The sequence below is a fragment of the Paenibacillus sp. p3-SID1389 genome (genome assembly GCF_025151705.1).
Classification (GTDB): domain Bacteria; phylum Bacillota; class Bacilli; order Paenibacillales; family Paenibacillaceae; genus Fontibacillus; species Fontibacillus phoenicis.
Genome location: NZ_JALXVO010000009.1, coordinates 55711 through 76310, shown reverse-complemented (window position 1 = coordinate 76310; position 20600 = coordinate 55711). Strand labels below are relative to the sequence as shown.

Below are 20600 nucleotides of genomic sequence, written 5' to 3'. Positions count from 1 at the left end.
TAACAAGTTCCAGCCTCAAAATCATCCGCCCCAGCCCGGAGCAGAGGAGGAACGCTGCCACGGTAACGATCCGCCGGCTCCAAACGTATATAGGTCAAAGGCAGACGGGAGGGATGGGTTTGCAACGCTGGAGGATGCTGGGGTATCCGGAGAAATGGATTTTATATGTTGTTTTATTCATTTTCACGGTGATCGGGATGAAATATGTAATCGGCACGCGGTTGCCGGATGGCGGACGGCCGCCTTATTTGTTCCAGATCTGGAACGTGTTTTTGGCTTGGATTCCGCTCGGGCTGGCGGTTCTGCTCGACATGATCCACTTGATCCCATCGCGGACGGCCAAGGTTGCATTGAGCGTTCCGGTTGGGCTGTTATGGCTGTTTTTCTATCCAAATGCCGCGTATCTCATCACCGATTTGCTTCACCCGTTTAACCGTTACCCGATTGCGGCGGGCATCCGGTTCTGGGAAGAGCTTTCGTTCTGGGATCACCTCTTTACGTTGTTGTTTGCTGCGTTGCTGGGATTGGCGCTGGCGACGGTATCCCTGGCATCGGTGCATCACCTGGTGCGGCGAGCGGGAGGCGGCTTGGCAGGCTGGGCGTTTGCTGTTCTCGTGCTGCTGCTTAGCAGCTTCGGCATTTATCTCGGCCGCTTTATCCGCTGGAACAGCTGGGACTTGCTCAGGCATCCGGGATATGTGCTCCGAGAAACGGCGGATTATTTTACCGATGCCGCGAACGTGGCGCATATGGTGGGGTTTTGCAAATGGATCTTTTTGATTACCTTCTTCTGTTATGTGGTGCATTACGGGGTGGCAAGAATTTATCGCGCCTCGGAACAGATGCAAGGGGATAAGGTGTGACAGGATTTTAGAAGCGAGATCCGGGGGGATGGGACATGACGGAAATGAAAGAGCAGCTGCGGCGGGAGTTTCCAGTCCTGGAAAGTGAGCGGCTGGTGCTGCGGCGGCTGCTTCCGGAGGATGCGGAGGCGATGTTTCGCTGCATGTCCGATCCGGCGGTGCGCGCCTTTACCGAACTCAATCCGGGCAAGCTGCTATTTCCCGGCCGGCTATACCGCTATTTCGAGGAATCCTACCGTGTATTGCGGGATCTTCACTTTGCTGTGATTCGTAAAGCGGAAGGAGATTGGATTGGTTTATGCTCGCTGCAGCATTGGGACGTTGAGGGACAAACTGCGCGACTCGGCTATCTGATCTCCCCGGCGCATTGGAACCAGGGCTATGCAACGGAAGCGGCAGCGAGTGTGCTGGATTTCGCTTTTGAGACACTTGGGCTCGGCTGCGTCGAAGCACGCTGCAGCCCGGACAATCCGGCATCGGAGCGCGTCCTTCGGAAATGCGGTCTGCGGGAAGCCGGAAGGCTCTCCCCGGCGTGGCGAAGAGGCCGAAGATTGGCGCTCAAACGATATATCATCGAAGGGAAGTCCTTTGAAACATAAGTGATCGTTTTTGTTACACAAATGAAATATAGCTGTGATCAAACCCTAATAGAAAGGGGGTACACTTATTACATGACCCCCTTTTGAATATATATCTCTCTTAAGAACCCGAAGGACGTGATCGGGTTCTCTTTTTTTGTCTACAGAGGAACGGTGACTTTCTGTTTATTTTTGAAATAGACCCATTCCTGAAATCCGATTTCCTTCAAGCGTTGGGCGACTTCTTCCCATTCATCTCCAACCCGGGACGGGATGTGGGCATCGGAGCCGAAAGTGACGGAAACCCCGAAATGAAGAGCCCGTTCGAGAATGGAATCGTCAGGATACCATCCGCCGCTCAGCTTGGTTTTCCCGGAGGTGTTAATTTCGATGGCCACCCCGTGCTCGGCAATCGTTTTTAATGTATCGTCAATCGCTTGTGCAGCCGGAATATCCGTAAATGCCGGGTAGTTGCCCTTCATCGCGTCGATGTGTCCCATAATCTGAAACAATCCGCTGCGGGCCGATTGGCGGATCAAATCGTAATAGGCTTCTTTGCTGGCTACTTTCTCCTCTTGGCTAAGGCCCTTCCAACGATTTTTGTTGAAGATGCTTACCTCACTAACGCTATGAACGGAACCGATAATATAATCAAAAGGATACTGGTTCAGCATATTCCGGTAAGCGCCCAGATGTTCCGGGAAGAAATCCGATTCGATCCCCAGCAGAACATCGATTCGGCCAGCGTACTCCTGCTTTAACTTCAGCACTTCCTCAACATATCCGGCAAAAGCTTGTTTGCCCATGGCGATTCGGGGAAAAGGCTGATCCTCATCATGGCCGAAGTATGGCGTATGATCGCTGATCCCGATGACCGATAATCCGGCAGACAGTCCGGCTTCAATGTAATCGCGGATGTTCCCGTCCGCATGGCCGCAGCGGAAATGATGGGTGTGAAGGTCAAACTTCATGGAAGACTGCTCCTTTCTGTTGCGTTGAGGTGTTGTGCCTGATGAGCACGAAGTATCTCCGTTTACTCAGAACTGATAAAATGGGTTTCCGGCATGCCCTTCAGGTCGCCCAGAAACTGCTGCATCGCCGAGTTGATATATCGGCTGGATTTGTAAATGACGCCAACCGGGTGAGTGACTTCAAGCTCAGGGATCGGCACAACCTTTAGCGTGCCTTGTTTCAACTCGCGTAATATCGATTGCCGTGAAATGATCGCCGCCCCGAGATTGATCTCTACCATCCGTTTGACTTCCTCACTGCTGGACAACTCCATCACGATGTGCGGTTCGATGTTATGTTGCCGGAAGACCTCGTCGATAAACCGCCGTCCGACCGTATCGGGAGACAGCATAATCATCGGGATGCCGCGCAGTGAATCCAGCGTGGGAGATGGGTTGCTTGCCAAGGGGTGCAGCGGAGAAACGACGAATTCGAACGTATCATAATACAGCACCGACGAGAGCACTTGCGGGTTGTTTTCGATTAAATACCCGATCCCGATGTCAACTAGCCCCTGCTCCACGTTCTGATAAATTTGGCTGGAGGGCATGGATTGAATGGTGGTTTTGATCAGCGGGAACTGGTCTTGGAAGTACGATAAGATCCGCGGCAGAATTTGAATGGCGATCGATGTGGTAGTCCCTAATACAATATGGCCTTGCGGGGTATGCTCCATATCGGACAGCTTCTGCTTGAGTTCTTCAACGATGTCCAGAATGCGTTCCGCTTGCTCCAGGAATACTTGCCCCCGGTCCGTCAGGGTAACCGGTTGGTTGCGGTCAACCAATACGGTGTTAAACTCATCCTCCAGGCTTTTGATTTGAGCCGAGACTGCGGGTTGGGTCAGGTTGAGCAGTTCGCCAGCCTTTCGGAAGCTTTTTGTTTTGGAGATCGTAATCAACGTCTCCAACTGACTAATATTCACCAGAAGGCCTCCTTTCTTTCCCGTTCCTTGGGAAATGCGCCGGATACGGCGCCTTCCTCCATGATTAATTCATTATAGGGGAATTTCGTTGGCTAAATCAATGACACGACATTCGACTGTGTTCGACAAAATCCTACTTCAGCATCAGTTTTGTCTCCATGATTCGATTTTTAATGACTTATTCCTAGGAATAAAGTATAATAAGTTTTAACTAAATGTTGGGTCTATTGTATCGTAAAGTTATTCTTCTAGTGAAAAGGGGCGCATTCTTTTGAAAGCAGAAGTCATAAATCCTTTTCTTGAATCCGCACGTTCGGTTATTCAACAGGTTGTTCAAGTTTCGCCTTCGACTGGGAGTATGGGGGTTAAAGAAGTAATTCCTGTGCAGGATCATATATGGATTCAAATCGGAATGACGGGCCATTTCAGCGGCATAGTGGTGTTCGGTTTGCAAGAGGCCGTGGCGCTGCGCATCGTTTCGGCGATGATGGGCGGATTCGCCCTGACGGAAATGGATGAGATGGGACAAAGCGCGATCTCTGAGCTTGGCAACATGATCAGCGGGAATGCCAGCACGATTTTGTCCAATCAGGGAATTGTTGTGGACATCACGCCTCCGCAGGTTCTCAAGATGGAGCATGCGGCGGGGATTGGACCACGCAAGGCACTTTGCATCCCGCTATTGATGGATGGCATCGGCGAACTGGACATTCAAGTGATGATCTCTTAAGATTAGGTACAGCAGAAAGTCATGGTTAAATCACTTTCTTGATGCGACTTCGTGAACGGAAGATGACTTTTTGAACTATCTCTTGAAGGGAAGTTACAGGTGAGTATGTCATTAGAGGGCAAAATCGTTGTCGTCACCGGCGCATCCAGCGGGATTGGCGCATTGGCGGCGCAGAGGTTGTCTGAGCGCGGCGCTGTGGTCGTTCTGGCTGCCCGGAATGCGGAGAAGTTGAACCGGGTTGCGGCGAGTTTGGCCGGACCTTATCGGGTACTGGAGATGGACGTTGGCAGCGACGCTTCCGTGAAGGAAGGATTCGACCAGGTCCTGACGGAGTTTGGACAGGTGGATGTCCTGTTAAACAATGCAGGTTACGGCAAGTTCGAATCCTTGGACCAAATGCCGATTTCCGAATTTGCGGAGATGATGAACGTCAATTACATAGGTATGGTTCGGTGCACGAAGGCGGTTCTTCCCACGATGAAGGCTGCCCGTTCCGGACGGATCGTTAATGTCGCTTCGATGGCCGGCAAAATCGGCACGGCCAAGTCTGCGGCCTACACCGCGACGAAGCATGCGGTTATTGGCTTTAGCAGCGCATTGCGCCAAGAGGTCCGGGAGTACGGCATTTCGGTGTCGACGATTAATCCGGGACCGATTGATACGCCTTTTTTTGACATTGCGGATCCAAGCGGCGGTTATGTCAAGAACGTGCGTTGGATGATGCTCAAGCCGGAGCGCGTGGCCAAAGCGATGGTAAAGGCGGCAGAGAAAGGCACGATGGAGATCAACCTGCCTTGGATCGCCGGCGCAGGAGCGAAGTGGTACCAGATGTTCCCGCGATTGGCGGACCGGTTAAGCTATCGAATGATGAATAAGAAATAGCCTGCCTGTGAAGGCAGGCTATTTGCGTCGGTGTGGATTTGTTGTGACTTAGGCTTATCGCATATAATGAAAATATTGGCATAGGACATCAAGTACTTTGAAAATAAAGGATGAATGGCGAAATGACGAATATTACATTTGCCGGGCTGGGAATTGGTGAACAGTTGACCGCAGCCTTGCTGGACTACGGAATATCGGAGCCGTCACCGGTTCAAGCGGAGTGTATCCCTGCGGCGCTGGAAGGCAGGGATATCCTTGCGCAGTCGCAGACGGGGACGGGGAAAACGCTGGCTTACCTGCTGCCATTGCTGCAACGGATTAACCCTGGGGAGAAGACGTTACAGGGGTTAATTTTGGCACCAACCCAGGAGTTGGCGATGCAAATTTTGCGGGAGGCGGAGAAGTACGGAGAACCGCTGGGGATCAGAAGTCAGGCGTTGATCGGCGGCGCAGCGATCAAGCGCCAGCTGGAGAAGCTGAAGCTGCATCCCCAACTTGTCGTGGGCACGCCGGGACGCATCCGCGAAATTTTGGCGCTCCGCAAGCTAAAGCTGCATACGCTGCTCACCGTTGTTGTGGACGAGGTGGATCAAATGTTCCAGCTCGGCGGCACGGCAGACGTGGAGCATATTCTGCGCGGGACGTTGCGGGACTGCCAGCTGATGTTCCTGTCGGCGACGATTAACCCGGATATTCGGGCATTGGCGGCGAAAGAGATGAAGGAGCCGCTTGAAATCGGGATCGAACCGGAGCAGCGGACGTCCAAAACGGTGGAGCATCTTTACTTCGTATCCGAAGCGCGGGACAAAATCGATATGCTGCGGCGGATCGTACGCCACTTCGAACCGGAGCGGACGATTGTTTTTATCAACAATACGGATCAGATTGCCGAAGTTGAGGCGAAGATGAATTATGTTGGTCTCAGCGCCGGAGCTTTATATGGAGATGCGGACAAAACGGCGCGCAGCTTGACGCTGCAGCGATTCCGCGAGGGGAAAATCCGCGTGCTGGTGGCGAGCGACGTTGCTGCCCGAGGACTGGACATTGAGAATTTGGCCCTGGTCGTTAACCTCGATCCGCCCATTGATTCCGAGCATTACGTTCACCGGGTCGGCCGAACTGGCCGTATGGGCCGGAAAGGGCTGGCCGTATCGATCGTTACGCCGCAGGAAGAGTTCATCATGCGTAAATTCGCTCGAGAACTGGGCATTGAGATTGAGCCCAAGGCGTTATATAGCGGGAAGCTGGTGGATGCCGGCGAGGCGGGTTCCGGCAAGCGAACTCGTTCCTCCGTTCGCGGCAAGGCCGGCGCAGACGCGGCTCCTCGCCGCGCAGGCTCATCGGGGACCGCAGGCCGTACAGCAGGGGAAGGCGGCAGCGGGCGAACACACCCGTCCGCGCAGATTTCCGACCGGCCAGCTTCCGGTCACGGAGGACCGCGGAAGGCATCGCCAACCGCGGAGCGGAAGAAGGAGCGTCTTTCGGATCGGAAGAATAAAGGCGCTCCGAAGTGGTTGAAAAATAAGCCGCCGCGCAGTTAGGCGGAACGTGGGAGGCGTTAGATTTGAGTGAGAGTGAATTGCCCGTATTGCAGGTAGACGAGCTGAGCGGCGGCTACAGCTTGGGAAGGCCTGTAATTCACGAGGTTAGCTTCGTGGTGAAGCCGGGGGAAATGGTTGGGCTGATCGGGTTAAACGGAGCCGGTAAGAGCACGACCATGAAGCATATTCTGGGACTGATGACGCCGCATCGGGGAGAGATTCGCATCTCCGGCAACACGCGGGACGAAGCGCCGGAAACGTACCAATCACAGTTGGCCTTCGTTCCGGAGTCGCCGTTGCTCTATGAGGAATTGACGGTACAGGAGCATTTGGAGTTTGCGGCCCGGGCTTACGGCGTGGAGCCGGCGGCTTACCGGGAGCGGGCGGATCATCTGCTGAAGCTGTTCCATATGGAAGAGAAGGCGGACAGCCTGTCAGCCCATCTCTCCAAAGGGATGAAGCAGAAGGTGATGATCATGTGTGCGTTCGTCGCCCGGCCGCCGCTGTATATTATCGATGAACCGTTTCTGGGATTGGACCCGCTGGGCATCCGGTCATTGCTTGATTTCATGTTGGAAATGAAACAAGGCGGCGCCTCGATTCTATTAAGCTCGCATATTCTATCAACGATTGAAAATTACTGCGACCGCTTTATCGTTCTGCACCGGGGGAGAGTGCTGGCCCAAGGGACGCTGGCTGACATCGGGGAGCAGTCGCAAGCCTCGGGAGCTTCGCTGGAGCAAATGTTCTACGCCTTAGTGAAGGACGGCGAATAGCGATGGAGCTTCAAACGCTGCGAAGCCAGCGGAGAGCGGCCTTCTGGGGCAAAGTGCTCCCGTATTTGCCCTATGTCTTTCAGAGCGGCCTCGCCTTCTTGCTGCTCCTGCTCGTTATTGCGTTTTCGGCCTGGTATACGGCGTTTCTGCAAAACATTCCGTCCGGTTTGCCGATTCGCTGGATTTTGCTGCTGTTATGGGGTCCGCTGACCGTATATGCCGGATTTCGAACCTATGCGCAGCCGGCTGACGTAATTTTCTTACTGCCGCAGGAGACTCAAATGAAGGCCTACCTAGCCCCGGCTTTTCGGAACGGACTGATTTATAAGCTGGTTGGACTCTATATTGTGGTGTTGCTGGCTTGGCCGTTGTATCAGCTCAGCGGAGAGGGCGGGGCTATTCAGCCCCTATGGCTGATGCTGGTCGCCCTGCTGTTGCTCAAGGCGTTAAGTGCCTATGGAGCTTGGCAGGAGCTCAGAATTACGACGTCCCGGGCCAGAGCCGGGTACCGCTTGCTGCGCTGGTGCTTTGTGCTGCTGATGACGGCGGCTTGGATCTGGCAGCCAGCCTGGAAAAGCACCTTGTTCACGGTGCTCGTCAGCCTCAATTACGGCCTGATCTTGCGGCTTCCGATGAAATACAGGGTCCCTTGGGAGAACCTGATCACCGCTGAACGCACGGCGGCTGCCCGGGTGCAGATGATTCTCGGTTGGTTCGTGGATGTGCCGTCGGAAGGACAGAAGGTGATCCACCGCCGCTGGTTGTCCGGCATCGGCAACCGGATTCCGTGGCAGCCGGCCGAGGCCTACCTTTATTTGCTGGTCAAGACGTTTGTCCGCAGCGAGCTGTCGGGCATCCTGCTTCGCCTAACACTGCTGGGCATGGTGCTGACGGGATGGAATGACAAATCCTGGCTCGGACTGGCGATTCACTTGCTGTTTGTGTTCCTGTCGGGCATACAGCTAGCCGCCTTACGCCAAACCCATCGGGACTCACCGGCAGCCTCCTTCTATCCATTGCCTGCCGGCGCACGGAAGACGGCGACGCTTCGATTAAGCTCCCGATTGCTGTTCGCGATCACGGTATTGCTATGGCTGCCGATGGCCGTCATACCGGGCGGTGATGCCCTTTTGACGTTTGGTTCCATGGCCGCAGGCTTGCTGCTGGCGATAGGCATGCGTTCTTCCTGGAAGCGCAGGTGGCGCGAGGAGGACGAAGACGAGGAATAGCTAGAACGGACCGTCCCCCACCCGGGAACGGTCCGTTTTTGCTTGGAAACTTTTTATTCAGCAGATTAATACAGGATGGAGCGGCTAACGATAACCAACAGGATAAAGAGAACCAGGATCACACCCGTGCTCGTAAACAGGCCGCCGTAGCCGCCCCCGTAGCCGCCTCTTGCTTCTTCAATTCCACTCATCTTCATTCCCCTTTCCCATTTAGGTGTATTGTGATAGTACACCGTATTGTATGAGAAGAGGGGCTGGCGTGCGTGGGCCAATGTGCCGTTCTCCGACGGACCCGCCGCCTATTTGCCCTGCAGGTCTAGGACTCCTTGATAGATCAGATCAAACAGTTCCTCCAGATGTTCCTCCGCGATACAGGAGAAGGCGATCCGCAGGTCGGTTTCGCCCAGCGCGATCGTGCCGATACCGTACTGGTGGATCAGATGCTGGCGCAGCGCTTCCGCCGCAACCGTCTTGAGCTTCAGGCACATGAAATAGCCGGAATTAAACGGATAGTATTCCCAAACGTCCCCATACTTGCCGCTGTCGAGCAAGGCTTTGACTTTATTGGCCCGGCCTTTCATAATCCGGAATTTCTCTTCCTTCTGGGCGGTAAATTCCGGAGATTTCAGGGCATGAAGCACAAACGTCTGCGAAGGATGGGCACCGCTCGAAATCGTGGCGCGGATGATCCCCAACGTCTTCTGTTCCAATGCGGTCAGCACCGCTTGGTCTTCGGCGGCGTAAGTAATAAATCCGACGCGGAAGCCCCAGACGTATTCTTCTTTCGTTGCGCCGTCCACTTTGATCGGCAAAATGCGCGGATGCAGTCCTGCCAGCTTGCCAAACAATGATTCATGAAGGGAATCTTCGAAAAACAACCCAAAATAAGCGTCGTCGGTCACGACGACCACATTAATTCCTTCTTCGGCCGCTGCCTGGATGGCAGCTACGATCTCTCCGCCTTCCTTGGCGCCCGGCGTATATCCGGTTGGATTGTTCGGGAAGTTCAAGATAACGATCGCTTTGCCTTTGTCCTTCTGAGCTAGCAGCGCTTCACGCAATCCGGCGCTGTTGAAGGTCATGTCTTCGGTAAACAGCGGGAAATTCACGATGTCGGCGTGACGGCGAATGCCGAAGGTAAGCTCGTAGTTCTCCCAGTTTTTGTCCGGATAAATGACAACATCGCCTTCATCAACGAACAGGTCGGCGACGATGCTGAGCCCGTGGGTCAGGGCGTTGGTAACAATCGGTTGGCCGAAGCTCTTGCCTTCGAGCGACGGGTTCTCCTGGATCATTTTGTCACGCCATACGCTGCGCAGCTCAGGTTTGCCTGCTGGCGGGGCATAAGGGTACAAATCCTGCGGTTTATAGGCGGACAACGTGTCCTGAATCGCTGCCAGATGCATCGGGATGCCGTTTTCGGTAGCGATGCCGATCGTAGCGTTATATTTCTTAGCGTGGGCTGAAGCTTCGGCAGATTGGCTTAAAATGCCTTCCTTCGGGAAGTAAATTTCCTTGCCCAGCGTGGACAGCATGTCATACACGTGCCGGTTGCCGGATTTGACGCTCTCGTTTAACTGCTCCGCGAGTGGGTTCATCACATTCATCCTTCCAAATCGGTTTGATATTTTAGGACAGTAACGTCTTAAACTGCCTAACATTATATCATTTCGACTCGGGCACGTCACGGTGAAATCACAACGGATTTGGCTTATTTTTCTTGGTGGGCCGGGCAGGCCAGCTTGGGATCGGTAAAACACGACGGAATGATCGCATACTCCTTGGCTACCGTGAAGCAGACCTGCGGATCCCGAGTGATCTGCTTCATTTTCTCTCCGGCCAGACTTCCGTGAAAATAGAAATGCTCGCCATCATAAACGAATTTGAGCGGCGTGACCCGGCTCCAGCCGTCCTCGCCTACCGTACCGAGAAAACCGAAGCTCATCTCCTGCAAAAACTCGCGAATTTCCGCCTCTTCTGTGATGCTAAATTCTTTTCTGCGCATGGATGGTTCCCCCTCCGATTGTTTGACATTCAGCTTACGCCGGAAATTGACAAGAAAAAAGAACCAATTTACATTTGAGGGTGTATTTCGAATGAAAGCGGCCTGGGGGGATATTTAAACCCGTGCGCTTTAAAGGTATAATAAAGGTGATAAACTTGTCCTCGTTATTAAAATAGGAGGGCAGGATACTGTACGGATCAGGCAAAATGATGCGTTTGTAGTTTTTTTATGGGGGGGAAGGACATGCTTCACGTTTCACCATCATCATTTGAATTGAAGCCGGCATTCGCCAAAATCGTATGCGAACCCGGTTGGAAATGGCACAAGCGGGAGAAGCCGTTGCAGAATTATGATCTCTTCTATGTGTGGAGCGGTGAAGGTACGGTGGTCCTGAACGACCAACCCATTCCGGTCAGTAAAGGCAGCTGCTTCCTGTTCCGAAAAGGGGATCACACCAGTGCCACGCACAACCCGCAGAAACCGCTGGTGCTGACGTACATTCATTTCGACGTCCATGAGCCCGTGACGGAAGTGCCGGGTCCCTACCGCGTACTGGAGGATACGCTGGATTTCGAATATATGTTGTCTCGTTACGTCCGTTTATTCTTGATGAAAGCCTATGCCGCCGAGGAGGAGGCCCAGCTGATTCTCAAGCAGCTGTTGATCCATTTGCTGCGGGAGGAGCGGCAAGTGCCGGTGGAGAAGAAGGTCAGCAACCAACTGCATGAAGTGATTCATGAAGTGGCGAATTATGTGCTGCAACATCCCGGACTTCCCCACAAAGTGCAGGATTTGGCTGCCCGGGCGGGCTTATCCCCGCGCTATTTCTCGATTAAATTCAAGGAAATTATCGGGATGTCCGTGCAGTCTTACATCATCAAGTCAAGGATCGACCGGGCGCAGCATTTGCTCCTGCATGCCGGCATGAATGTGACCGAGGTTGCGGATGCGCTGGGGTATCGGGATATCTTCTTCTTCAGTCGCCAGTTCAAACAATATACGGGAAAAAGCCCGTCCGAAATCCGCTAAGCAGGCTACTCTAATCTAACCCAACCCACCCTAAAGTTAAATAAGCTTCATTTATCGACCGCCGGGCTTCATGCTCGGCGGTTTTTCCGCTTGCCCTGCGAACCGTCTCCTTGACCAAAGTCTAGGGAGCAAACCGGTCCCGCGCCTGTGGTGGTTCCCGGGAACCTTGGTATAAGCTCAGGATAGATGGAAATAGAAGGAGGACGAAAATGCGAAAGAAACGTACATCCCAAATCGCATGGCTGGCGGCATCGGCCGTACTTCTGGCCCTGGCTTCAGGTTGCGGTCCGGCGGAAAATGAAACGCTGCAGCAGCAATGGGGGCAGACCTTGGGGAATACCGTTGATTCAATAAGCCAATCGATTAGCGAGACCGCGGCATCCGTGCAGCAGTCGGTGGCGCTGGCCGCAGACGAGTGGAAGGACGATTTGACGTTCACGGGACGCTCGCATGACCTTTCGACAAGCGAAGCCATCGGCAACGCCAGCAAGCTGCAGCTGGAGAATGCCGTAGGGCGTCTTGAGTTGAAGGAAGGCACGTCCGATCAGATCGTGGTGAAAGCGACCATCCAGGCCGCGGATCTGCCGGCACGTAAGGAGAAGCTGGATACGTTGTTTGAACAGAGCGAGGTGACCGTCACCTCTCAGGGCAATACGGCTCAGGTGCGCGTGCACGCCAAAGGCGCGCCGGACCAAAATTTATGGGATTGGGCGCAGAAGGAGCTGCATTTTACCGAATTCCGCATCGATTATGTCGTTGAGGTCCCTGCCGGGATTCAGGAGTTTGAAGTCACGAACCATGTCGGGGAGATCGCGGCGAGCGGGCTTACGGGAACCTACCGGCTGAAGGGAGAGGTCGGGTCGATTCGGGTCGAGGATGCCCGTCTGTCCGGGGATTCATCGATCCGTACAGCCACCGGCAGCATCAATCTAGATATTCTCACGCTGGATACGGGCGGTCAGCTTCAAGCCATCACCGATGTTGGCAGCATCACGGCAACGCTTGATCCGTCGTTAGCCTGCGATCTCGAAACGTCCAGCGAACTGGGCGAAGTCATTGGAGCCGCGAAGGGACGAAGCGAGCGGGGCGGCGGAGGGCCGTTGGTCGCGCTGGAGACTTCCATCGGCAGCATTACGGTGCAATAAAGGGGAAGAGCCGGCCGAAGCCGGCGGGCGATGATCACTGAATTAGCTTGGTTTTGCGGAGTTAAACCAGCCCAGCGCTTCGCCCATCCGTACCTTCTGTCCGGGCGCAAGTTCAGGCAATGGGGTGAAGGTGCCGTTCTGGGTGAGCAGAACGACGGTGGATCCAAACTCGAAATAAGCCAGGTCGTCGCCTTGCTCCCAGGATTTTGCCGAAGGGTCGGTGTACTGGATGCTGCTCACGTTCATCGCGCCGACCTTCACGAGGGCGATTTCCCCATAGTCGTGGGAAATGTAAGTGATCAAGCGTTCGTTTCGGCACAACACCTTCTTCATATGGCGCATGCCAAAATCGTTCACCGGGTAGGCCCGGCCTTTGATGTGCTCGCATTCCAGCTTCTTGCCCGTCACGGGTGCGTGAATCCGGTGATAATCGGTAGGACTCAGATAAAGAACAAAGGCGTAACCGTGTTTGTACAATTCTACACGAGGGGAGCCGTCCAGCAGCGCTTCCAAGGAATAATCCTGTCCTTTGACGTTCAAGATCGTGCCGGATTGCACCTCGCCCATAAACGTAATCAGCGCGTCCACTGGACTGATCATCACTCCCGGCTCCGCGTGCAGCGGGCGCATGCCCGGCTTTAATTTGCGGGTGAAGAACTCGTTTAACGTGCGATATTCCCGAAGCTCCTTCTCCGCTTCATGCAGCGGAATGCCATACGATTTTGCGAAAAAAGGGATCATTGCTCGGCTAACCCCCGAATGGGAGAACTTGCCCATCAACCGGGATAACCATTTCCGGGAGGAGAGCTCTGTCATCCATTTCATCCATGTCGCGGCCAAATCGCATCCTCCTAGTCTGTCCAGTAATGCTGCATTGGTATTGATGAATTCGTTGCCACTTCCGCTTATCTTGACACAGAATCAGGCCGAAATCAATACAGGACGGGTAACTCCTAGTTTACAGATTTGTACAAATTTAGGCTTGATGCCTGGGCGGAGTTGGTGTATGTTTATATCAATCGCATAGGGATACGGGGGCTTGAGCGAATCAGGCTGAGATAGCGGCATATTGCGCCGCGGACCGTTAATCTGATCTGGATAATGCCAGCGTAGAGAATCGATCGTCCGGGACTTTTTGTGCCTACGTGCGCCCCCGTGACCTGACCGCCGTCTGAGCTTATTCAGGCGGTTTTTTTTACGATGCGAGGATTTAAACCAAATGATCAAGAGGAGAGATGAAGATGTCGGAGGTTGTTCAAAAAAGAACGGGGCGTGGCCTCAAGCTAAGCGATGTGCTGGTGACGGTGTTGGTTTCGTTGGTGCTGGGCGTGGTGTATCACTTCTGGAGCTCGGTGTACAATTTGTTCTCCCCCCTGTTCTTCCAGGCCGATGAACTGGTGTACGGAATGTGGTTCCTGGCTGCAACGCTGGTGTTCTTGCTGATCCGCAAACCGGGGGTGGCGTTGATCGCGGAGGTCGCTGCGGCCCATGTGGAAATTTTGTTCGGCAGCGAATGGGGAGTTCAGCTGATTCTTTACAGCGTGCTGCAAGGCTTAGGGGCGGAGCTGGTGTTCGCTGCGTTCCGGTATCGGAAATTTTCCGGCTCCGTTGCTGCATTAGCCGGGATCGGAGCTGCCGTGGGTTCGGTTATCCCGGATTTCTTCTACGGATATGTGCAGGATTACGAGCCATGGCTCTTGACCGCCAAATATGCGATGCGGGCCGTCAGCTCGGCGCTGATCTGCGGGTACTTCGCTTATGCCGTCGTGAAGGCCGTAGAGGCGACAGGGGTTACGACGCTGCTGCGACCGGTTGATCCGAAAGACTATGCGGCGTTGAATGACTGATGCGGAAGGAAACGACGGCAGCTGAGGTCCGGGAGCTGCGGCTCAAGTTCCCGGGTGAAGACCGGTTTGTGTTTAAGGATTTGGATTTCTCGGTGCGGCGCGGGGAGCATGTGCTGCTGCTGGGTCCCAGCGGATGCGGCAAATCGACGCTGCTCCAGGTGCTGAGCGGCATCATTCCAGACTTGGTAGAGATTCCGATGCGCACGTCCGCGCAGCAGCTTCCCTCGTCGTGGCGCTTTCTGTTCCAGGATCCGGATACGCAGTTTTGTATGCCTTATGTGGATGAGGAGTTGGCTTTTGCCTTAGAAAATTTAGGCGTGCCGAAGCAGGATATGCCCGCGCGGATGCAGGCCGCATTGGCCAAGGTGGGCCTGGACCTGCCTGAGATCCATGTGCCGATCGATTCGCTGTCCCAAGGGATGAAGCAACGGTTGGCGCTCGCATCGGTGCTGCTTGGCGATCCGGAGGTGCTGCTGCTGGATGAGCCTTCGGCTTTGCTGGACCCGCAGGGCCGCGAGCAAATCTGGCAAGCGATCGCCAAGGTGGCCGAGGATCGCACCTTGATTATCGTGGAGCACCGGATCGAGGAGTTGACGGCACTGGGTCTCGTTGACCGCGTCGTGTTGTTTGGACCGGACGGGCAGGTGCTGGGCGAGGGGGCACCGGACGTAGCGTTTGACACGTACCGTTCCGAGCTCATTGAGTTTGGGATCTGGTATCCCGGCGTCTGGGAGGCGTATTTTGCCACCGAAGCCGGCCGTCGATTGCTAGAGCCGGTGAAAGATGAACGGCGATTGGATGGACCTGCCGCCGTGGAACTGACCGATTTTTGCGGGTTCCGGCAAGGGCGGCCGGTGATTGAAGTCGGGCAAGCCGCCGTGTATCCCGGGGATTGGATTGCGATCACAGGACCTAACGGTGCTGGGAAAAGCTCGCTGTTGCTCAGCCTGATCGGCTTGTTGCCATCAGAGGGAGCATTCGTGCTGCAGGGAAAGCGGATCGAGACAGGGAAGCTCAGCCGCCGTGCCCGCAGACGAATGCTGGAGTCGACCGCTCGTGAGATCGGATTTGTGTTCCAGAATCCGGAGTTTCAGTTTGTCGCCGATCGGGTGGTGGACGAAGTCGCCTTCTCGCTGAGGGAGGACGGACTTGGCGGCGATGCGCTGAACCGTCGGGTGACGGCGTATCTGGAGCAGTTTGGTCTAACCGGCTTGGAGATGCGGCATCCTTACCAGTTGTCGCTGGGCCAGAAGCGGCGTCTTAGCGTGGCTGCGGCTGCGGTGCGCGAGCAACGGCTGCTGTTGCTAGATGAGCCGACCTTCGGCCAGGATGCGGCGAACACGTTCGCCATCCTGCAGCTATGCGAGGCGTTGCGCCGGCGCGGGACGGCGATTCTTATGGTTACCCATGAAGAGCGGATTGCGGAGCAGGTGGCCACCCAGCATTGGGAGGTGCGGGACGGACGGCTAACGTCGCAGCGGTTGACCCGGCGGGTGGATCGATCTCCGGCAGGTGCCGGTGAGTCACCTGGATCAAATGGATCGGCCGGACGGGGAGCGGATACCACCTCCGCGAAAATCAAACAACACGGGAGTTCCGGTCCAGAGGCGGTGATATCAAGATGAGACGTTTTCTGACCCCGAAGCGGCGGACTTGGCTGCACCAGGCGAATCCGGCCGCCAAGCTGGCGTTGATGATCCTGCTGTTTCTGCTGACGTTATTTACGCACCGGCTCGATTTTATTTTTTATCAGGCGATCTTGTTTACGTTCCTGCTGTTCCTGTTCAGCGGATATGAGCCCTGGAAAGTCGCCTTGCTTCTGTTCCCCTTTGCGCTGATTTTTGCCTCCTCAGCGGCGACGATGATTCTGTTTGGCAAAGGGACGGAAATTTGGTGGTCGTGGGGATTGTTCCGCATCTCCGAAGAAAGCTTTTACCGGGGGATTCATATCGGGTTTAAAGCGGTGGCCTTTGCCGCCGAAGGGCTGTTGTTCGTGTTGACGACTCCTTCGGTCGCCTTGTTTTACGCGCTGATGCAGCAGGCGAAGCTGCCGCCAAAATACGCCTACAGCTTTATGGCCTCGGTCCGGCTACTTCCCATGGTCTGGGAGGAGCTGCTTGTCCGACGCAATGCGCTGCTGATCCGCGGCGTTCGCCGTCCGCGCGGACTGCCCGGCCTTGTCGCGCATGCGAAGCTGTATGCTGTGCCGCTGCTATCCCAGAGCATCCGGCGGGCCCATCGCGTTGCTGTCGCCATGGAAGCGAAAGCGTTCGACGGGAATCGGCCGCGCACGTATTATTACCCGACTTCCTATTCCCGGTACGATGTGCTGACATTGCTGCTCATCGCCTTGTTTGCGGCTGCAGCTTACTTGCTGGCGGTCTTGTACCCGCCATTTCACATTGCGGATGTCCGTTATCATTAAATCTATGAAACGAAAGGGCATGATTCCTTCCGGAGGCGGTTTGCAGCCTGCTCTGTGGAGAGGAATCTGCCCTTTTTTTTGGGCTTTGGTCATTTGGCTAGGCCCGGTCCGATTGGTCTAACAAATAACGGGCGTAAGCCATCGGCTGACGATACGAATCCTTCCAAGCATCCAGCAATCCGGCTTTTCGAAAGCCGTAACGCTGGTCACGCCCATTGCATTCGATAAAGTAAGGCTTCCCGCTTGCGGTTAAGCCAATGTCCAGCCCCAGGTCGGCGAGATGCGGGAGACGGTTGCCCAGATAGCGGGAGATGGTCAGGGCAAGCTCATTGACGTGAGCAAGGGCCGCCGGGACGATCCGCTCCGGGAGCGCTTTGGCCAGCAGCTCCTCAGCGGGAAGGGCTTCGCCGCCTCTGGCGAGGTTACACACAAAGCTGCCTGCAGCAGCGACTTTGGCGAAGCGCCCGGTCACGCTCCAATCGCCTCCGCCGCCCCGCTGGACGGTGATCCGCAGATCGATGGGGCGCTGCTCGTATTCCGCCAGCGGAATACGCTCTTGCACGAGATACGGCGTACGCCGTAGCATGCGCCGGGCCCAGGGCGGCAGTTGTCCCCGGTGCAGTCGAACCGTCCTCCATTGCTGCTTGCCTAGTGGCGAAGCATAAGTGAGTTCCCACCCTGACGACGGCATATATCGCAATCGCATTACGCCATGGCCAACGGAGCCGCGGATCGGCTTTAGGATGAGGTCACTATGGCGGGACATCATTTTCCGCAAGTTGCCGGAGTTTAACGGCATCGCCGCCGGAAGGTACGGCCGCAAGTGAGGAGCGCCCCAAAGCAAGCGGTGGATGAAGTCTTTTCCATAACGGTTGGTCGTATTAAAGATCGTGATGCCCCGGGCATTCAGGGATTGGAGTCTTTTTCGAGCTGCGAGTCTGGGGTATAACGCTCGGTTATGGATCACCGCAGGCAAGGGCAGCTGTTGCTCTACGTATTCGATGCCATTATAAACATACGCGACACATCTGGCCCCTGCCGGATCGATGCCAGCAAGACGCAAGAAAACGGGGGTTAATCCATATTCCCGCGCCGCTTCTTCATACCCTGTGATCCACTCTTGGCCAGTTCTGCGCGTGGGGATCCCTCGGTACATGCTGGAATTCAGCAGGATTCCGATAGTGTCCTGACTCAAGTGGGTTTCCTCCTTCCCGTGCGTCTTCCTTCAGTGTATGTTGTCCCGGTTCATTAGCGTGGACGACTGTGCTGCGACAGCCGCCTGTTTTCGGGCGAACTGCGGATGGATCGTCGCCTTTGGCAAATTAGGCTCATCTTCCAAGAAGGTGTCACAATTGCCGGGAGGTTTTCGTATATTTAGGATATCGAATGCAAGCGAAACGGTAAGGAGGGGGACTTCACATGGATCGGGAAAAAGTCGCGGTGATCGCGCCTGACGCCCTTGCGGCTGCATCAGGAAAACACCGTCCAGTGAAGAGGGTGCTGGAACGAATGCTCCCTCATGCGGCAGAGCAGCTGCACATTCGCCTCTTTGGCGTTGCTGACGGGCATTTACCGTCCCAAGGCTGGATGGGGGGCGTCCCTTTTTATTGCTTGCCCGGAGGACGTCTCTACCTGGAGTCACTGCTGCGGCACTTGCGCAAGTGGCGGCCGGATACGGTGGACGTTCATGGCCGACCGCTGCTGGCCTGTCAACTTAAAGCTCGGCTTCCACTCTCCCGCGTACTGTTGACGTTGCCCTCTGCCCGGATCTTTTCTCCTCCCTGCCATCCCAAGGCATGTCCGACGCAAATTCTGGAAAGCGTGGACGGCCTGATCGTCGGCAGTGAACGGACTAAAGCCGAGTTGCTGGCGCAGTTCCCCTCCTTGGTCACTCCGGTATGGGTGCATTTGCCGGGGGCGAGCTTAGAGGAGCAGGCGGTGCTGCGTTGGACGCCAGATGGGGAACAGCAGCGTCAGCAGCGGCTGATGGAGCTGGGATGGACGAACCGCAAAATCGTTCTGCTGGCCGGCAGTTGGCCGCCGCTTAGGGATGAGGGGCACATTGTCTCGGCTCTTACGGAAGTGCTGGATCGCGTACCGGAGGCGATGTTGGTGTTCCTTGCCGCCGACTCCCCCGGATCCGGGTCTTCCCGTGAATTGCTTGAACGACCGAAGCAGCATGGGCTTGCCGCCTACGCTCCGGAACGGATTGCCTGCCTGCCGGCCGGGTCGCCCTATTCCATCTCGGACAGGTACCTCTTGGCGGATTGCCTGGTGCTGTTACCGGGCGATGAGCCGGCGTCGATGTTAACGCGCATCGAAGCGATGGCCGCCGGCTTGCCCATGCTGGACGCCAGCGACGCCCCGGTGCTCGAATTTGCGGTAGATGGTCTGCTCGCCGAAGGGGCGGGGGACAGCTTGGCAGATCGGATCGTACTGCTGCTGGAGGAAGAGGAGTTTCGTCAAGTCATCGGCCGGGCCAGCCGAGAAATCGTTCGTCGTCATTACCGCTGGGAGCACGCCGCAGACCGTTGGGTAAGTCTCGTTCGCGCTAGAGGGATTCAGACGAACGCAGGCCGCCGCAGCGCCAAAAACTGACGATGTCTGGATATCCATAGCTAATCTTAGGAAAACGCCGAAAGGCGTTTTTTTCTTTTGGCTCACAGCAGGGCCTGTGCCGCATTCGTCAGGACAACTGTACGTTTGCCGTTACCAGCCCCCCGGCCAGACATACACTGAGGTATATGCTCCGGTATTATTATGTTTTTGGGAGGAAATTGATGTGGTCAAAAAACGCAAGCCGCCGCGCATCCGACTGAACCGCAAACCGATTCAGCGCAAAAAAGTGCTGCCGCGTTTGGTCAATCATCCCGATCCCATCGTATCCATCATCATTCCGGCGATGAATGAAAGGGCGACGATCGCCAGCGTTCTGCGCGAAGCCAGCCGGGTGCATCCGCGCAGCGAGACGATCGTCGTTGTTAACGGCTCAACCGACGGGACCGCCGCGCTGGCTGAAGCCTGCGGCGCTCGCGTCATCCACGTACCGGAGCCGCTGGGACATGATGTGGGCCGGCGCGTTGGGGCGGAGGCGGCCCGCGGTCAAGCGCTGCTGTTCATCGACGCCGATATGGTGATTCCGGCTCGGGAGCTGCGGCCTTTTGTCACCGCGGTGCTGATGGGTGTCGACGTGGCGCTGAACGGCTACTCCGGCCCGGCGCGAGGGAAGGTGGCTCATCCGGTCATTCTGGCCAAACACGTCCTGAACGGTGTGCTGCAGCGCCCTGACCTGCGTGGAGCTTCCTTAACGGCGGTCCCGCATGCGATGAGCCGAACAGCGGTGGGCACCGTCGGCTTGGATACGCTGGAGGTTCCGCCGCTCGCCTTAGCTAGAGCGATCCGGCTGGGGTTAAACGTCCAGCCGGTGCATACCGTCCCCGTCGGCAAGCTGAATCCTGCCCGGGGACGAATATGGAACAAGGGAAGTCGCGTCGATCCGCTGACCGCATTGGTGGCAGGGGATCATCTGGAGGCCATCCATTGGCTGCTCCGCCAGCTGGGACCGCGCGGCGGATACAGCGATCTGGGCCGGCAGCGCGGTAAGGTGAGGTGAA

General features: G+C 55.7%; 20 protein-coding genes, 1 pseudogene and 1 riboswitch. Of the genes and pseudogenes, 14 read left to right on the top strand and 7 right to left on the bottom strand.

The window, feature by feature from the left end; all coding sequences use genetic code 11:
* Nucleotides 1–119 precede the first annotated feature (119 nt).
* Both M3G15_RS05985 and M3G15_RS05980 read left to right on the top strand, forming a co-directional pair.
* Nucleotides 120–863, top strand: coding sequence for a DUF1361 domain-containing protein (locus M3G15_RS05985; RefSeq protein ID WP_260070361.1), 744 nt, complete (start codon nucleotides 120–122; stop codon nucleotides 861–863).
* Nucleotides 864–898: 35 nt separating this feature from the next.
* Nucleotides 899–1462, top strand: a complete 564-nt coding sequence (locus M3G15_RS05980; RefSeq protein WP_260070360.1) for a GNAT family N-acetyltransferase — start codon at nucleotides 899–901, stop codon at nucleotides 1460–1462.
* Nucleotides 1463–1602: 140 nt separating this feature from the next.
* Here M3G15_RS05980 and M3G15_RS05975 read toward each other — a convergent pair whose 3' ends face one another.
* The gene (locus M3G15_RS05975) at nucleotides 1603–2412 is read right to left on the bottom strand and encodes a histidinol-phosphatase (RefSeq protein ID WP_260070359.1); all 810 of its coding nucleotides are present in this window, start codon (nucleotides 2410–2412) and stop codon (nucleotides 1603–1605) included.
* Between the two features lie 62 nt (nucleotides 2413–2474).
* The gene (locus M3G15_RS05970) at nucleotides 2475–3377 is read right to left on the bottom strand and encodes a LysR family transcriptional regulator (RefSeq protein WP_016311021.1); all 903 of its coding nucleotides are present in this window, start codon (nucleotides 3375–3377) and stop codon (nucleotides 2475–2477) included.
* Between the two features lie 271 nt (nucleotides 3378–3648).
* On the opposite strand from M3G15_RS05970, the gene M3G15_RS05965 reads away from it, so the two are divergent.
* The 5 genes from M3G15_RS05965 (at nucleotide 3649) to M3G15_RS05945 (ending at nucleotide 8535) form a co-directional block, all read left to right on the top strand.
* Complete coding sequence (locus M3G15_RS05965) at nucleotides 3649–4107, top strand: chemotaxis protein CheX (protein ID WP_260070358.1); 459 nt, start codon at nucleotides 3649–3651, stop codon at nucleotides 4105–4107.
* A gap of 105 nt (nucleotides 4108–4212) precedes the next feature.
* Nucleotides 4213–4989 carry an SDR family NAD(P)-dependent oxidoreductase gene (locus tag M3G15_RS05960; RefSeq protein ID WP_260070384.1) on the top strand — a complete coding sequence of 259 codons (777 nt, stop codon included), beginning with the start codon at nucleotides 4213–4215 and terminating at the stop codon, nucleotides 4987–4989.
* A gap of 122 nt (nucleotides 4990–5111) precedes the next feature.
* On the top strand, nucleotides 5112–6530 hold the full coding sequence (locus M3G15_RS05955; RefSeq protein WP_260070357.1) for a DEAD/DEAH box helicase: 1419 nt from the start codon (nucleotides 5112–5114) through the stop codon (nucleotides 6528–6530).
* 23 nt (nucleotides 6531–6553) lie between these two features.
* Entirely contained in the window at nucleotides 6554–7306 is a 753-nt protein-coding gene (locus tag M3G15_RS05950; protein WP_311202259.1) for an ABC transporter ATP-binding protein, read from the top strand.
* Between the two features lie 2 nt (nucleotides 7307–7308).
* Entirely contained in the window at nucleotides 7309–8535 is a 1227-nt protein-coding gene (locus M3G15_RS05945) for an ABC transporter permease (protein WP_260070356.1), read from the top strand.
* A 65-nt stretch (nucleotides 8536–8600) separates the two neighbouring features.
* Here M3G15_RS05945 and M3G15_RS05940 read toward each other — a convergent pair whose 3' ends face one another.
* The 3 genes and pseudogenes from M3G15_RS05940 to M3G15_RS05930 form a co-directional block, all read right to left on the bottom strand.
* Nucleotides 8601–8726 carry a YjcZ family sporulation protein gene (locus M3G15_RS05940; RefSeq protein ID WP_260070355.1) on the bottom strand — a complete coding sequence of 42 codons (126 nt, stop codon included), beginning with the start codon at nucleotides 8724–8726 and terminating at the stop codon, nucleotides 8601–8603.
* Nucleotides 8727–8834: 108 nt separating this feature from the next.
* Nucleotides 8835–10133: an aminotransferase class I/II-fold pyridoxal phosphate-dependent enzyme gene (locus M3G15_RS05935; RefSeq protein WP_260070354.1), complete on the bottom strand. Its 1299-nt coding sequence runs from the start codon at nucleotides 10131–10133 to the stop codon at nucleotides 8835–8837.
* A 128-nt stretch (nucleotides 10134–10261) separates the two neighbouring features.
* Nucleotides 10262–10540: pseudogene (locus M3G15_RS05930) on the bottom strand (pyridoxamine 5'-phosphate oxidase family protein); the annotation flags it as partial.
* 243 nt (nucleotides 10541–10783) lie between these two features.
* Between M3G15_RS05930 and M3G15_RS05925 the strand changes: the two are divergent.
* Nucleotides 10784–11569: a helix-turn-helix domain-containing protein gene (locus M3G15_RS05925; RefSeq protein ID WP_009225083.1), complete on the top strand. Its 786-nt coding sequence runs from the start codon at nucleotides 10784–10786 to the stop codon at nucleotides 11567–11569.
* A gap of 209 nt (nucleotides 11570–11778) precedes the next feature.
* Entirely contained in the window at nucleotides 11779–12714 is a 936-nt protein-coding gene (locus tag M3G15_RS05920; RefSeq protein WP_009225084.1) for a DUF4097 family beta strand repeat-containing protein, read from the top strand.
* Nucleotides 12715–12756: 42 nt separating this feature from the next.
* Here M3G15_RS05920 and asd read toward each other — a convergent pair whose 3' ends face one another.
* Complete coding sequence (gene asd / locus M3G15_RS05915; RefSeq protein WP_260070353.1) at nucleotides 12757–13554, bottom strand: archaetidylserine decarboxylase; 798 nt, start codon at nucleotides 13552–13554, stop codon at nucleotides 12757–12759.
* Between the two features lie 181 nt (nucleotides 13555–13735).
* Nucleotides 13736–13847, top strand: a riboswitch (TPP riboswitch).
* A 108-nt stretch (nucleotides 13848–13955) separates the two neighbouring features.
* Between asd and M3G15_RS05910 the strand changes: the two genes are divergently transcribed.
* The 3 genes from M3G15_RS05910 to M3G15_RS05900 are packed head-to-tail and all read left to right on the top strand — an operon-like array spanning nucleotide 13956 to nucleotide 16986.
* Complete coding sequence (locus tag M3G15_RS05910; RefSeq protein WP_036645141.1) at nucleotides 13956–14561, top strand: ECF transporter S component; 606 nt, start codon at nucleotides 13956–13958, stop codon at nucleotides 14559–14561.
* Complete coding sequence (locus M3G15_RS05905) at nucleotides 14561–16186, top strand: ABC transporter ATP-binding protein (RefSeq protein ID WP_260070352.1); 1626 nt, start codon at nucleotides 14561–14563, stop codon at nucleotides 16184–16186. Before M3G15_RS05910 ends, M3G15_RS05905 begins: the two co-directional genes overlap by 1 nt.
* Entirely contained in the window at nucleotides 16183–16986 is an 804-nt protein-coding gene (locus M3G15_RS05900; protein WP_009225088.1) for an energy-coupling factor transporter transmembrane component T family protein, read from the top strand. The genes M3G15_RS05905 and M3G15_RS05900 overlap by 4 nt, the downstream gene beginning before the upstream one ends.
* A gap of 97 nt (nucleotides 16987–17083) precedes the next feature.
* Here M3G15_RS05900 and M3G15_RS05895 read toward each other — a convergent pair whose 3' ends face one another.
* A complete protein-coding gene (locus M3G15_RS05895; RefSeq protein WP_260070351.1) occupies nucleotides 17084–18181 on the bottom strand; it encodes a YheC/YheD family endospore coat-associated protein in 1098 nt (365 codons plus the stop codon).
* Between the two features lie 224 nt (nucleotides 18182–18405).
* Here M3G15_RS05895 and M3G15_RS05890 point away from each other — a divergent pair, with 224 nt between their 5' ends.
* Together M3G15_RS05890 and M3G15_RS05885 are read left to right on the top strand one after the other, a co-directional pair.
* The gene (locus tag M3G15_RS05890) at nucleotides 18406–19584 is read left to right on the top strand and encodes a glycosyltransferase family 4 protein (RefSeq protein ID WP_260070350.1); all 1179 of its coding nucleotides are present in this window, start codon (nucleotides 18406–18408) and stop codon (nucleotides 19582–19584) included.
* Nucleotides 19585–19768: 184 nt separating this feature from the next.
* Nucleotides 19769–20599, top strand: coding sequence for a glycosyltransferase family 2 protein (locus M3G15_RS05885; protein ID WP_260070349.1), 831 nt, complete (start codon nucleotides 19769–19771; stop codon nucleotides 20597–20599).
* Nucleotide 20600: the final 1 nt, after the last annotated feature.

What these genes read in the sequence shown, in the direction of transcription:
- M3G15_RS05980 (WP_260070360.1), top strand. Translation starts at nt 899, where the DNA reads ATGACGGAAATGAAAGAGCAGCTGCGGCGGGAGTTTCCAGTCCTGGAA.
- M3G15_RS05975 (WP_260070359.1), bottom strand. Translation starts at nt 2,412, where the DNA reads ATGAAGTTTGACCTTCACACCCATCATTTCCGCTGCGGCCATGCGGAC.
- M3G15_RS05960 (WP_260070384.1), top strand. Translation starts at nt 4,213, where the DNA reads ATGTCATTAGAGGGCAAAATCGTTGTCGTCACCGGCGCATCCAGCGGG.
- M3G15_RS05955 (WP_260070357.1), top strand. Translation starts at nt 5,112, where the DNA reads ATGACGAATATTACATTTGCCGGGCTGGGAATTGGTGAACAGTTGACC.
- M3G15_RS05945 (WP_260070356.1), top strand. Translation starts at nt 7,309, where the DNA reads ATGGAGCTTCAAACGCTGCGAAGCCAGCGGAGAGCGGCCTTCTGGGGC.
- M3G15_RS05940 (WP_260070355.1), bottom strand. Translation starts at nt 8,726, where the DNA reads ATGAGTGGAATTGAAGAAGCAAGAGGCGGCTACGGGGGCGGCTACGGC.
- M3G15_RS05935 (WP_260070354.1), bottom strand. Translation starts at nt 10,133, where the DNA reads ATGAACCCACTCGCGGAGCAGTTAAACGAGAGCGTCAAATCCGGCAAC.
- M3G15_RS05925 (WP_009225083.1), top strand. Translation starts at nt 10,784, where the DNA reads ATGCTTCACGTTTCACCATCATCATTTGAATTGAAGCCGGCATTCGCC.
- M3G15_RS05920 (WP_009225084.1), top strand. Translation starts at nt 11,779, where the DNA reads ATGCGAAAGAAACGTACATCCCAAATCGCATGGCTGGCGGCATCGGCC.
- M3G15_RS05910 (WP_036645141.1), top strand. Translation starts at nt 13,956, where the DNA reads ATGTCGGAGGTTGTTCAAAAAAGAACGGGGCGTGGCCTCAAGCTAAGC.
- M3G15_RS05905 (WP_260070352.1), top strand. Translation starts at nt 14,561, where the DNA reads ATGCGGAAGGAAACGACGGCAGCTGAGGTCCGGGAGCTGCGGCTCAAG.
- M3G15_RS05900 (WP_009225088.1), top strand. Translation starts at nt 16,183, where the DNA reads ATGAGACGTTTTCTGACCCCGAAGCGGCGGACTTGGCTGCACCAGGCG.
- M3G15_RS05890 (WP_260070350.1), top strand. Translation starts at nt 18,406, where the DNA reads ATGGATCGGGAAAAAGTCGCGGTGATCGCGCCTGACGCCCTTGCGGCT.